At 63.8% G+C, this 13,346-nt stretch carries 8 protein-coding genes and 1 pseudogene; 4 read left to right on the top strand and 5 right to left on the bottom strand.

Annotation, left to right across the window (positions count from 1 at the left end; translation table 11 throughout):
• Positions 1-241: 241 nt before the first annotated feature.
• Positions 242-2,059 carry a pentapeptide repeat-containing protein gene (locus tag ACIP89_RS30110; protein WP_402117663.1) on the bottom strand — a complete coding sequence of 606 codons (1,818 nt, stop codon included), beginning with the start codon at positions 2,057-2,059 and terminating at the stop codon, positions 242-244.
• Between the two features lie 685 nt (positions 2,060-2,744).
• Between ACIP89_RS30110 and ACIP89_RS30105 the strand changes: the two genes are divergently transcribed.
• The 3 genes and pseudogenes from ACIP89_RS30105 (at position 2,745) to ACIP89_RS30095 (ending at position 8,136) form a co-directional block, all read left to right on the top strand.
• Entirely contained in the window at positions 2,745-5,171 is a 2,427-nt protein-coding gene (locus ACIP89_RS30105) for a hypothetical protein (protein ID WP_402117661.1), read from the top strand.
• A gap of 171 nt (positions 5,172-5,342) precedes the next feature.
• Positions 5,343-5,784, top strand: a pseudogene (locus tag ACIP89_RS30100) (transposase family protein); the annotation flags it as partial.
• 1,218 nt (positions 5,785-7,002) lie between these two features.
• On the top strand, positions 7,003-8,136 hold the full coding sequence (locus ACIP89_RS30095) for an IS630 family transposase (RefSeq protein WP_402117659.1): 1,134 nt from the start codon (positions 7,003-7,005) through the stop codon (positions 8,134-8,136).
• A 1-nt stretch (position 8,137) separates the two neighbouring features.
• On the opposite strand, the gene ACIP89_RS30090 is transcribed toward ACIP89_RS30095, so the two are convergent.
• From ACIP89_RS30090 to ACIP89_RS30080, 3 genes are all read right to left on the bottom strand, one after another.
• Complete coding sequence (locus ACIP89_RS30090; protein WP_402117658.1) at positions 8,138-8,602, bottom strand: GNAT family N-acetyltransferase; 465 nt, start codon at positions 8,600-8,602, stop codon at positions 8,138-8,140.
• 665 nt (positions 8,603-9,267) lie between these two features.
• Complete coding sequence (locus tag ACIP89_RS30085; RefSeq protein WP_402117657.1) at positions 9,268-9,603, bottom strand: helix-turn-helix domain-containing protein; 336 nt, start codon at positions 9,601-9,603, stop codon at positions 9,268-9,270.
• A complete protein-coding gene (locus ACIP89_RS30080) occupies positions 9,600-10,715 on the bottom strand; it encodes a tyrosine-type recombinase/integrase (protein WP_402117656.1) in 1,116 nt (371 codons plus the stop codon). The genes ACIP89_RS30085 and ACIP89_RS30080 overlap by 4 nt, the downstream gene beginning before the upstream one ends.
• Positions 10,716-10,990: 275 nt before the next feature.
• On the opposite strand from ACIP89_RS30080, the gene ftsY reads away from it, so the two are divergent.
• Entirely contained in the window at positions 10,991-12,187 is a 1,197-nt protein-coding gene (gene ftsY, locus ACIP89_RS30075) for a signal recognition particle-docking protein FtsY (RefSeq protein WP_402117654.1), read from the top strand.
• Positions 12,188-12,266: 79 nt separating this feature from the next.
• On the opposite strand, the gene ACIP89_RS30070 is transcribed toward ftsY, so the two are convergent.
• Positions 12,267-12,926 carry a bifunctional DNA primase/polymerase gene (locus ACIP89_RS30070; RefSeq protein WP_401932130.1) on the bottom strand — a complete coding sequence of 220 codons (660 nt, stop codon included), beginning with the start codon at positions 12,924-12,926 and terminating at the stop codon, positions 12,267-12,269.
• Between the last annotated feature and the right edge of the window lie 420 nt (positions 12,927-13,346).

The following is a 13,346-nucleotide window of genomic DNA, read 5'->3' as shown; positions in this document are numbered from 1 at the left end:
CGAGGCGCGGTCGGCGTGCGGGGAATATCGTGCACCCGGGCCCCTGCGGAACGGCCATTCCCCGATTGTCCCCGCGGACTGACGACGTCGGATATTGAGACGTCGCGAGTTCCCGCCCGGAGGGCAAGGGGTGCGAGGTGTCAGAAGCTCGAAGAAGGCGGTGGCGCAGGCAAGTAGGGCACGCAGCCGGGAACGGTTCGGCCGAACCGGTCACAGGGCTTCGCCGGCCTGGGCTGGGCCGTCAGCGTTTGACGCGGTTGCGGATAGCGAGGACGGCCAGGCCGAGAAGGACGGGTTCGGCCAGGCGGGAGGTCATCTCGATGTAGGTGCCGGCGGTAGTCAGCTCCCGTCCGGAGGTGCGGAACACCACCGAGTTGAGGGTGACGTTCAGGGCGTTCTCGAAGCGCTCGCCGGTGAACCGATTGACGGTGGGGTTCTGCGGATCGTCCTTGTCGATCTCGAAGGTGACCTTGCCCCCGCCGGCCGGGACGGTGCCGGTCGCGGTCTGCTTCGGGGTGTCCTGGGCGAGGCCGACAGCCATCAGCAAGACGATGGTGAGGAGCATGGCGGCGCCGAGCCAGGCCAGGGCCCGGGAGGCGCGCAAGCCGTAGCCGGACAACGCCCAGTACGCGGTCAACAGCCCTCGTTCACTGCGGGGGATGTCGTCGGCGTGGCGGCGCATCTCCATCTCCCCGTAGTAGAAGTCCGCGGCCCCCGGCTCGTGCTTGCCGTCCTCGAAAGCCTTGCGCAGAGCCCGGTACACCGGGGCCAGCTGCAACGGCCCGGGGCGTCCAGCGCCGAGGACTGCCACGTTCCAGCCCTGCACTGCTCCCGGCTGGCTGGCACGCCAGTGGTGTTCCTCGGCCAGGACGCGGCGCTCGGTGAACCGCACGGGCGGCCAGCGCCACCACGCGGCTGGCGGGGCGGTGTCGAAAGTGCAGGCCCCCTCCAGACGGAGTTGGTCCAGGTGCACGGTGCCGACGAACAGGCACCCCGAAAGATCGAGGTCTAAGAGGACCAGATGGGCGGCGTCCACCCCACGCAGCGACGCCACCCGCACCCTGGGGTCGCAGGGGATCGGCAGGATCGGAAAGGGATCTTCGGCGAGCTGTCGGCCGTTGGTGAGCACGAACGGATCCGGCTCGGCGGCGATCGTGAGGGGGTACTCGAACACCGCATGTGCGAAGTCCACCGTGGCGTAACGCAGGCGGATCTCCGCTGTCGATGACCAGCGAGTACGAAGGCACTCCAAACGGCGCGCAGCGAACGAGAGGGTCACCGGGCCACCGAACGCCGCACCGGACAGCACAACCCGTCCAGCACACGCCAAAGGTCCGAACTGGTCAGCTGCTACGAAGGTCGTCGACTCGAACCCGGCGTCGCCCTCGAAGGTCGCTGAATCGAACCAGGTTTTGTTCTGGAAGGTCGCATCCATGAACAGGGCGTCGCCCTGGAAGGAGGCCGAGATGAACCTGGCGATGTCCTTGAAGATCGCCATGAGGAACCCGGCGTCGCCCGTGAAGGTCGCCGAATCGAACTGGGCGATGACCTCGAAGGTCGTCAGGCTGAACTCGGCGCGGCTCTCGAAGGTCGCCGCCTCGAAGGTTGCCGAGCCGAACCCCGCGCTCCCCATCTCGAAGGTCGCCTGGCTGAACCCGGCTTGGCCCTTGAAAGCCGCCGATGCGAAGTTGGCGCTGCCCTTGAATGTCGCCGACTCGAACAAGGCGTCGCACTCGAAGATCGCCGACTCGAACAAGGCGGTGCCCTCGAAGGTGGCCAATTCGAACTTGGCATGGCCGAACCGGGGGTGCCCGGTTTCGGGGTCGCGGAGGCCGTTGAGGAGGGCGTTGAGGAGGGGTTCGGTGAAGTTGGTGCCCCGGTGGTCGATGCTGGTGCCGGGAGTCAGGACGGCCAGGTAGGCGTCGCGTTCGTCGTCGGCGAGGTGGGCGAGGCATACGGTGTGGCCGGGGAGGTGGATGCCGCGGCAACCAACGGGGTCGGAAGCAGGATCTGCACCGTGTGCGCAGTGCTGCCAAGGCGGCGGTTCGGATGTGCTCATGGTGCGGCGGCTCCAGGGTGTCAGGGTGCCCATATGGACGCCCTGCGGACGGGAACGGTTCAGGCTCGACGGTGACAAGCAGCGTCGGGGGAGGCTCCCACGCCGCGAAGATGCCGTACTTGCCTGAAGAACCCGTAGATATCCGTCAGGGACGGAGCATTGAGGCACACATGCCTCACATGCCTGTTGCCTGTCGCCCGCTCGACACCCGAGATAACGGTAGGGATTCACGGGTTCACGGCAGAAGTTCGCACGAACACGGCAGAAAGTTACGGAGAGTAGCGGTGTGGGTATGATTTGCGTGCGGTGTGCCGTACGTCGAGCCTGTCGGTTCCGACTCCAGTGCTCAGCTGGAGAGCCGATGGCCCGGCCCGAAACGAGGACACGGTGAGTAGAGGTGAAGGGTATTGATCAACAGGAGTCGAAGGGGAGAATGGGAGCTGAGACGAATTCGGATCCAACTCCGGCGCAACGAGCAAGAAATCAACTGTTGTCGCAGCCTATTTTTGGTCGCAATAGTGGACGCGCGGCAGCCCGCCAGAATTAGCGTCGTACGTGTTCCGATGTCACCAGTGATACATGGTCAGACGATTGGCGGTGGGGGCCGTTCTCGGGGTTTCACTGGACATCGTTTTGCTTTGGCGATCTTCAATTAATGCTGTGCAGTACTTCAAGGAGGCGCATCGTGAGCGAGTCGACTTACCAAAACATTACCGCAACAGTGCGGCCACCTCGGTGCGCCATTTTCATTAACAAAAATCTTGAATATTGGAGGAAAGTGGCCAATGTTGCCATCACCCAAGCATCTCAAGTGTGGGGCGGTCGCTATTTTCTGATCGTGCCCACAGATGGGGAAGTGATTGAAGACAAATTTTGGGAGTTGCTTGAGGCCTACAGCCCGGATTATCTCGCAGTCTGCAATCTAACATTCACTGACTTGGAAGAAGCCAGCCCAGAAAAATATGCGGAGATCAAGCATTTTCATAAAAATGGCCAACAAACTAGGGATTGGACCGACGCAGAGTTCGAGGATTGGTTTACGAGTAGCGCTGCGCAGTCGCAAGTGGGCGAGCTGATCATCAGTGAAAGCCTAAGTAAGGAGCTCATCTACCGACTGAGTCCGTTTCATCACAGTGATGCGGTCGACCAGTATCTGACCAGTACGTCAGGCTTCGGGTACCCTTTCACGAAGATCGCAAAGATTATCTCGGCGACAACCAGACACATTGGATTCGTGAGGCTCCCGCCGGTAATTAGTGACCCAACGTTTCAGCTACTCGTCCATTCTGAGACGGGAGTGGGGAGTAGCGAGTATGTCGACGATATTAGCGAAGCTGGGTTCACCGCGAGGCGAGTGTCAGACACGTATAAACTGACAAACGTTTTGACTCATGTGCAAGGACCGCAACGGCCTTTCCTGGGTGAGCATGAAGAACCGCACCTAGATGAAGAGTTTATGTCAAACACTCCATTCGGTCTAAGTATGTTGCACCTGGGGCAATATTACAGGGCCGGCAATCACCGGTCAGATAAAGAACCAGTGGTGGTAGTGCTTGGCGACACTGTAGAGGACTTTTGCTTCTATTACTCGTTGTCCCGTATGCATGACGGAATTCGGTGGATTCCACAGGCCTGGCTGCGTTCTTCTACTAAGGCGCGGAATGCGGCCAGGAAACGTCATGAGCAGGGACTGGAAGTAGAAAAGTTCACGCTTGAGCAGCAAGGTGCACGCGAGCTTGTCGCTGTTATTTCCTCCCTAATTCGTTACGGTCATAGCGCCAAGCATGTGCAGTTGTGCAGCATGAGTCTTAGTCAGCCACAACTCGTTGCCTATCGCACCCAGATTGGAAGGCTCGCGTACTTTGAGCCTGACAAGTTTGTGTCCAAGATTGATTGTGTGCCCATTGACAGTGTATCTACCTCTTGCGTGCTTCGAGTCTACGAGATCGACAACTACGTCAACCATCGCAGTATGGTGTTCGTTGATGGGAAGAGCGTCAGTCCCTTTGAAACACCGAAGCCCAAGAGTTTTAGCTCAATCAGGCTCCCCGACCACTATTGGCTGACATCTCTTCAAATCGAAGGATACCAAGCGCCGTCGCTACCGACGCTGGGGCCGAAGCTTGCTAATCTTCACAACTCGACCACTGAGTCGCGAGTGGCTAACGACGGAATCGCTTACCTGTGTCCGAACTCTATGATTTTCGGCACTGATCTTGATGCCATCATGGTTCGGCCGAAGATTGAGATGCCAGACGCGTTGAGTCTCATCAACTTCTATTTCGCGAATGTTGGCATCACGGCAAGGTACTCGGATAAGGGCAAGTACTTCAATGACGCGATCAGTCGTTTCGGTGGCCTCAGTGCGTTGGGTGAGTTCATCAAGACCAAGATGACCCGATCCATTCTAGATAAGTTTATGCAGACCAATAAGAATGCCGAGAGCGGTGTCTTTTACGTCCGAACCGACCAGCGCTCTTATCTAGACCTTGATGCGTTTTCGCAATGCCTGGGCAGCCCGCAGGCGGCAGCAGATCTCATAGATGACATGCTTACCAAGGAGGTTATTTACCGGGGATACATCCTCAAGTGTGAGAGGTGCAGCCTTTCCTCTTGGTACAGCATGGACGCCCTATCTTCTGCCTTCACGTGTAATCGTTGTTCTTTCCAGCAAAAGTTTACGCAGAAGCATTGGAAGAACGGCATGGTGGAGCCTCGGTGGTGCTATAAGCTCGCTGAGACCGTCTACCAGTTCTATGAGAAGAACTCGCACCTTACAGCTCAGGTGCTCTATAAACTTAAGTCGCAGTCAAATGCGGCGTTTCACTATGCTCCCGAGATTGATTTGATCGATTTCTCTGGTCCGGGTGAGAGTCGCGAGATGGACGTTGCTTGCATTCTCGACGGTCAAATCATCTTTGGGGAGTGCAAGACGGAGACGCTAAAGTTGAAGGACGTTGTAAAGTTCGATCAGATTGCGCAGATGCCGATCAAAAATCCCGCTAGGGTCATCTTCGCGACGACGAAGCCTGTCTCGGAAGAATTCAAAAATCGGATGAGCCAAGTGCCCAACGCGGAGCTAATGGTTCGCGGCGATCTGTATGATGACTAACTGCAAGTTGTAGTGAGTCTTATCCAACTGGCGGTGTTGACCGTGAGCTGGACCGATGAAGCTCGCGGCAGACGGTTTCTCGACCAAGTCCACCCGTGTCTGGCAGGAGCTTCGCCCGCTCTTCTATCTGTCCTTAATTGATCTGGCCAACCGCACCTTGAGAGTTCCTGACTGGACAACACCCTGTTGCCGATCAACCGAGTCGACACCCCCTACTCCGGGAAGCGTTGGCCCGCACGGCATGAACGTGCAGATTCTCATCGATCCGTTCGGACGGTTGCTCGGGGCCTTGCCGACTCTGTCCGGCTCGGCTCACGACCTGACTGCCGCGCGGCAGCACGGGATCATCGATCCTTTACCGAAGCAGGACCTAAATGTTGGGCGGACAAGGCGTTTCAAGGCGCCGGCGGACCCGTCCGGGTACTGTTTCGGGGCTGGCGCCTCAAGCGGCGGAAACGCCGCCCCAACACCTCCACGCAAAGACCCGCTGTCTCGGTGAGCAGGCCGCGGCTGCCCTGAAGGATGGCGTCTTCTGCGGGAACTTCGCTGCAGCACCAATCGAATCACCGACGTTGTGAAGGCCGTTCTCGTCCTTCACGACGCATCAACATGAGGTTGGGGAAAGCTCAGTGCCCTCAGAAGATCTGGAGCTGCTTGCCGTGGTAGCGCCGGATGGATGCGTAATCCGCCCACGGGCGTCCTGCTCGTGCGGCGTGTAGTTCGGTGGCTAGGGGGCTGTAGCCGAGGGCCCTGGCTACCAGTGCCGGCGGCATCTCCAGGACAAGATCGCGCAGGGCTGAGTTCCGCCCGCGACGGATGGGGATACCGCCGTCCCACAGGCCTTTGTGGAGGGTTGCGATTGCCAAGGGCTGCCCTGGGACCGAGCCAGGGAAGAGCCAGCGGGTGCGGTTGTTGCGGGCAGTTGTCGTGTGGCGTCGTTGCGGCAGGTAGTCGCGAAAAGAGCTGGTCAAATGGGTGGGGAACAGGGACGGGTTCCCCACCGGTGAGGTGAACGATGACCTCCTCATCGGTGATCTCGATGTCGTCGATGCTCATGCGTGAGATCCGTGTCACTGGCTGAGCGAAGAGAAGGACGAGTAGCCCGAGTACTCGGGTTTCGAGACGGATAGAGCTGTCTTCGGCGATGCGTCGGAGGAAGTGCAGTCGCTCGGTCTGGCCGATGGAATCGAGCTTGGCCGAGCGGATCCAGGGGAAGTCGACCGGGGCCATGACGCGGGTGCGAACGGCCCAGTGCACGAAGGTTGCCGCGCTGCGCCGGGTACCTGTGCCGGTGGCGAGCCATTCGTCCACGTGCCCTTGTGTACAGGTCATAGGGGTGCGGCCGCGCTTCCGCAGCCAGGCCAGGAAGTCGGCTCCGGCACGGACGGCGGCGCGGGCCCGGGCCACGGTCGTCGGTGCGACAGCCCCGCGGGCATCGAGCTCACGCAGACGCCGTAGATGGTGCCAGGTGGCGAAGCGGCGAACTAGTGCCGGGTCAGGCAACGTTCGCTGTTGTGGTCGTGACTGCGCCGCAGTTGGCCAGTGAGCGCACGATTTGGTCAGCCTGAGCGTTCGCGGTACCCGGAAGTCCTCGTCGAGTGCGGCGAGCTGTGGGCTCCACTGTCCCGCGCTGAACCGCGTCCCGTGCACGAAGATGATGGGCGGTGCACCCGCTGCAGTCATAAGTCCCCCAGATCCCTCGAACCGACTCTACCGGCGGGCCATCTCGCCGTTGAGACGCGGAGATGCTGGCCAGCGAGGACGCTCAGTCACAGTGTGACGCGCCGCCCGGGAGCTGTGCCGGGCGGCCCGGGGCCGTCATCCTGTCCGGGTGGCGGAACGAGTGCGGGTTCGAGAGATCGATGACGACGAGGGGCAACGGCTGCTGCGGATCATCCGCAGGGGCACCGGGTCGGTGGTGACCTGGCGGCGGGCCCAGATGGTTCTGCTGTCCGCGCAGGGCATGCCGGTGGCGAGGATCGCCGAGGTGTCGTTCACCAGCGACGACCGGGTCAGAGACGTCATCCACAACTTCAACACGGACGGCTTCGACTCGCTGTATCCGAAGTACTCCGGCGGTCGGCCGAGGACGTTCACGCTGCCGGAGCGCCGTGAGATCAAGAAGATCGCCAAGTCCAAGCCCACTGAGCACGATCTGCCGTTCTCGACCTGGAGTCTGACCAAGCTGGCGGACTTCCTGGTCGCCGAGGGGGTGGTCGACGACATCAGCCACGAGGGCCTGCGCATTCTGCTCCGCGAGGAAGGCGTCTCCTTTCAACGCCTGAAGACCTGGAAGACCTCCCGTGATCCGGACTACGCGGCCAAGAAGGCCCGCGTCGAGCACCTTTATGCGATCGCCGACGGAGAGGTCATACCCGAGGACGGCGAACCCGAAGTCATCTTCTGCATGGACGAGTTCGGACCCCTCAACCTGATGCCGCACCCCGGGCAGCAGTGGGCCGAACGCGGCGGCAAGCACAAGGACCCAGACCGCGAGCCCCGCCGCAGACGCCGGGCGACCTACAACCGTTACGGCGGAGTACGGCACCTCTTCGCCGCCCTGGACCTGACCAAGGACAAGCTCTACGGCCACATCAAACCGATCAAGAAGCGCACGCAGTTCCTGGAGTTCTGCCGCTACCTGCGCAGCCTCTACCCGCCCGAGGTACGGATCGCGATCGTCAGTGACAACTTCTCCCCGCACCTGAGCACGAAGAAGTGCCAGCGCGTCGGAACCTGGGCGGTGGCGAACAACGTCGAGATGGCCTACACGCCGACCAACAGCTCCTGGCTCAACCGCATCGAGGCCCAGTTCACAGCCTTGCGCTACTTCACTCTCGACGGCACAGACCACGCCGACCACAAGGAGCAGGGCAGCATGATCCGCCGCTACATCATCTGGCGAAACCGCCACGCTGACGACCGGCGCCTACGCGCCGTCGTCGCCAAGGCCAACATCGCGTGAATCAGGCGACGGCCCGGCGATAGATCTGCCGGGAACCGCCTTCCGGCCCTGGACCGACAGCCTCGGCAGGGGCGAAGCCGAGTCGCTCGTAGAAGACACGCGCGCCGCTGGCGAAAGCACCGGGGTGTTCGACCCCGAAAGTGACCACCTCAATGCTGCCCGGGCTCTGCACCCATCTACGCATCGCGTCCGACATCAGTGCACGACCGGCGCCCTTCCCCCGTGCCTGCTCCGAGACGACAAGCCAGTGGACGTGGTAGGTGGACGCCTTCGCTCCGAATAGCAGCCCGCCGAGGAGACCCGGCTCCGAGGAAACAGCGACGAGCGCCCTGGACCGACGCATGTGCTTGCGCACAGCGTCATGGAAACCGACATCCTCCACCATCGGACCGAACCAGTGCTCGACCTGGGCCGCCAGGCCAAGGAAGCCGGGGAAGTCTTCATCTCCCGCGAGTCTGACGATCATCCGAGCAGTCTGACATGAACGAGGCGAACGTTGCCTGATGCGGCACTAGCTGCTGATCCTCGGGGTTGGCGATTTGCGGCGTCTTCCACTCCAGCCAGCGTAAAAATTCCACCTCGGCCCGGTTACGTTCTGCCAGGATCCCGGTAGTGACGAGAAGTTCGCGTGTGTGCTCTGCGGCCTGCCGTGGGGTGAAGTTGTCAAAGGTCTCGTGGCAGACTGCCGTCCGCGAGTCCGCGCAGGAGCGTCTTGACGTGTGGGAATCGGGCCCACAGCCGGGCGCTGACCGGTCGATCCTGGGTGACCAAAGCATCGACGAGCGGACGCAGCGGCGGCGCGATCTGGCCTGTGCCGTCATCGAGAAGGGTTGCCAGGTCGTCCTGGAGGCAGCAGCGATGGCAGAGGCCTCGACGGCCGCGGTCGGCTTCTTCCCCACAACGTGTGCAGTGGAGTCACGGGGGATGCCCGCGCAATCGCGGCAGATGGGGACACGGTCTGCGTCGAGGCCGGGCAGGAGCCGTTCGACGCCGCAGGCTGGGCAGGCGCCGCGGCACTGCATGGCACGGTAGTAGCAGCGGCCACAGACGAATCCCTCGGGCCATTTGGCGACGCCGTAGCGGCCGGTGACGACGCCGCAGCGTGCGCAGGGCTTCTTGCAGCGGGGCATATCAATCAGTCCGTCGTACTCGTGCCCGTCGCGGGCGGATGGTGCTGTTCAGGTCGATGACCGTGGGCCCGCCGGAGGCCGCTCGACGGGGCTGCTGAGTGGTCTGTACTTCGAATCGGCAGAGGTCCTCGACGCTGCACTCCAGCGCGTCACAGAGGGCGCCGAGCAAGGCCAGTGACAGGCGTTCCGGACGTTGGCCAACCAAGCGGTAGATCTGTGAGGCTGACAGGTCGATGCTCCGATCCTTGAGAAGCGGAATCAAGTCGGAGATGTTGTTGAGGCCGTGTGCTGCCATGATCTCCCGCAAACGCCAGGAGTACGTCACCGAACGGTTCATGGAGCGACCTCCCCCACAGTCACTCGGTGCCCGATGCGATCCAGGGCAGCCCGCACGGTGCGGGCCCGGTAATCGGGGGAAACATGCGTGTAGATCGTGGTGGTCGACGCATGTTCGTGGCCGACCTGCTGCTGCACGAACAGAGAGTCGTAGCCGGCCTCGATGAGGTGGGAAACGTACGACCTCCGCAGCGAGTGGAAGTCCAGTCCTTCCGCTAGCCCCAGCTCGTGCCGGCAGCGCGTGAACAGGGACGTCACGGAGGAGAGACACAGGAGCGATCCTCGCTCCGAGGGCCAAAGAACGGGGGAGTCGGCCTCTGCGAGCAACGGGCGGACCTCCTCGACCCACTGCCCGAGGGCGTCCGTTGCCCAGTCGAACAATGGGACCGTCAGCACGGCCCGCCGTTTGGGCGGTGAACCGCGCATGGCCTTCCCGAAGCGGACGTGGACGATGCCGTAGCTGCCGAACTCCGGAGCCTTGGGATTGCTGCCCAGATCGCACAGTTCGAGGCGTCGGACCTCGTTGCGGCGCAGGCCCCAGCTGTATGCGACCTTCAGCAACGTGGCATCGCGGAAGGCGGTGAGCCACCCCTTGCGGCCGGAGGACTGCGCGGCCACGGCGCGCTCGTCGGCGTGGTCGAACAGCGCCTGCAGTTCGTTGTGAGTGAGGGCTCGCTTGCCGGGCCCTGCCTGGGCTTCCTGGGTGTGGCGGGCAGTGTTCCACTCATGGCAGACCTGCACGGGATGGGTGCCGAACCGTGTCTCACACTCGGTCGGCCAGCCGTAGGCAGAATCGGTGAGATAGCCCATGAAGAGCCTGATCCCAGTCTGATAGCCGAGCACCGTCGAGCGGCTGTTCCACCGGACTCCTCGCGCCTCGGTGGTGAACTCGTCCACGTGCGCGGCCGTCCATAGCCACGGGTCGGCGGCGGTGAAGGCTCGGAAGCGCCGGATGAGCGCTTCTCGTTGCTCGACCGTACCGAAGCTGAGATTGCGGGCCAGCTGCTGGTTGCGCCAGCCGTCCAGCATTGCCTGGAAGACCTGGTCCTCCGGGCGCAGTAGGGGCACACCGGCCGCCAGATACAGGTGAGCCGATCCGTCAATGGGCGCCATGGGCCGCCTCGCATGGATCGCGAAAAATTCGCATGTTCTGCGAACGACGCTGGTCAGAGCAAGGACACGCGCGGTCATCATTGTGTGGGTGGAGACCGAAGGAGCGGCTGTAGCCCTGTGCTGACATGTATAAACACTCTCGACTGCACCAGACACGCAGCTCAGAGGTGTTCTGCTGGACGGACTCCGGTGGGCCGTGATCGCTCGTACGCGCACCGTCACGGGTTCGCACCTTCTGCGATTCCCCACCTTTCGTGACCGATACTGGGTGGGTTATGGAATTCGTCATCCTTGCTGTAGTCATCGCCCTGGTCGCGGTCGGCGTGATCAGCGGGCTCGTGGTCAGCAGCCGCAAGAAGAAGCAGCTGCCCCCGGCACCGTCGAGCACGCCGACCATCACTCCTCCCGCCGAGCCCCATGTCGGCGACGAGGCCGAAACGCCGCGCGAGGAATCGCGCCGCACCATCGAGGAGGTCGGGCTCCCGCCCGCGGAGGCCGAGGAGGAGCGGGCCCCGGAGGCCGTCGCGCCCCCCGCGCTCGACGTTCCCGAGCCCACCGCCGGCCGCCTCGTACGGCTGCGGGCCCGGCTCGCCCGCTCGCAGAACTCCCTCGGCAAGGGGCTGCTCACGCTCCTGTCCCGGGACAACCTCGACGAGGACACCTGGGAGGAGATCGAGGACACCCTCCTCACCGCCGATGTCGGCGTCGCCCCCACCCAGGAACTGGTGGAACGGCTCCGGGAGCGCGTCCGGGTCCTCGGCACCCGTACCCCCGAGGACCTGCGCTCGCTCCTGCGCGAGGAGCTCCTCACCCTGCTCGGCACCGACTTCGACCGTGCGGTCAAGACGGAGAGCGGCGCCGACACCCCCGGCGTCGTGATGGTCGTCGGTGTCAACGGCACCGGAAAGACCACCACCACCGGGAAGCTCGCCCGGGTGCTCGTGGCCGACGGCCGCAGCGTCGTGCTCGGCGCGGCCGACACCTTCCGGGCCGCCGCCGCCGATCAGCTCCAGACCTGGGGCGAGCGCGTCGGCGCCCGCACCGTGCGCGGACCCGAGGGCGGTGACCCGGCCTCGATCGCCTTCGACGCGGTGAAGGAGGGCATCACGGAGGGCGCCGACGTCGTACTGATCGACACGGCGGGCCGGCTGCACACCAAGACCGGTCTGATGGACGAGCTCGGCAAGGTCAAGCGGGTGGTCGAGAAGCACGGACCGCTCGACGAGATCCTGCTCGTCCTGGACGCCACCACCGGGCAGAACGGCCTGGTGCAGGCCCGGGTCTTCGCGGAGGTCGTCGACATCACCGGCATCGTCCTCACCAAGCTGGACGGCACCGCCAAGGGCGGCATCGTCATCGCCGTCCAGCGTGAGCTGGGCGTACCGGTGAAGCTCATCGGCCTCGGCGAGGGTCCGGACGACCTGGCACCCTTCGACCCGGAGGCGTTCGTGGACGCCCTGATCGGGGACTGAGACAGGCGGACCGGAAGCAGCCCGGCCGCCCGGACATCCGGGCGGCCGGGCTTTTCGCTGCGCGGAGCCGCCGGGCGGCTCAGCCGCAGAGGGCCCAGCGGTGGCAGACGTACGCCAGCGTGCCGAGCAGCAGCCGGGCCTCCGGCGGCGCCGCCGCGGTGTCCAGGGCCGGCGGGCGGAGCCAGCGGACCGGGCCGAGGCCGCCCTGGTCGGACGGCGGCGCGGTGACGTGGGAGCCGAGGCCGAGCGCCCGCAGGTCCAGCTCCGCGTCGTCCCAGCCCATCCGGTACAGCAGCTGGGGGAGTCCGGCGGCCGCGCCCGGTGCCACGAAGAACTGCGCCCGTCCGGCCGGCGTCACGGCCACCGGGCCCAGCGGCAGGCCCATCCGCTCCATCCGCACCAGCGCCCGGCGCCCGGACTGCTCGGCGACTTCGAGGACGTCGAAGCTGCGGCCCACCGGCAGCAGCATCGAGGCGCCGGGCACCTCGGCCCAGGCGCGCGCCGCGGTGTCGAGCGTCGCCCCCGCGGGCACCTCCCGTGCGAAGTCCAGCGGATGCGCGCCGGGGGAGGGGCAGTCGGCCGCCCCGCACGAGCAGGTGCCGTTCGAGGCCCGCGCACCCGGTGCGACGGCCCAGCCCCATAACCCCGTGTACTCGGCCACCGCGGTGCCCTCGGTCGCACGGCCGCGGCGCCGTGCGCCGGATCGCAGTTCGCGGATGCCGCCGATCGTGAAGCCCATGCCCCCTCCAACGGGTCCAGCTCGCGGTGGTTACGGACCGCGGTTCAATCGTGACACTCCGCCGTCCCTGCTGATCCGGCCGGACGCGGGGCGTGCACCAGAGTGTCCGAACTCATTCGCACGCCCCTGAATGCACCTTTGCGCCTACCGCTGGTCGTCACCTGTCAAGTGAATCGCGCCCGGCTGCGGTGACGTTCATCCGAAGGGGTGGCGAATGGTGGCGTTTCCGCAATCACCCTCCCCGAGGGGGTGATCGTAGGATTACCGTCGGTACACGAACCATGGAAGTATGTGCGCCCATGGGTATGCCGGAGGCAAACCGAGTTTCTGTTCGATGGTGTGCAACCTCCGTACGGACAGGATCGGTTCACGGCATTCTGAGAATGGTTCGCGGCGGACGGTATTTCGGCGGGATGGGGG

The sequence above is a fragment of the Streptomyces sp. NPDC088730 genome (assembly GCF_044751215.1).
Lineage (GTDB): Bacteria > Actinomycetota > Actinomycetes > Streptomycetales > Streptomycetaceae > Streptomyces.
This window is presented reverse-complemented; position numbering and strand designations above follow the sequence as displayed.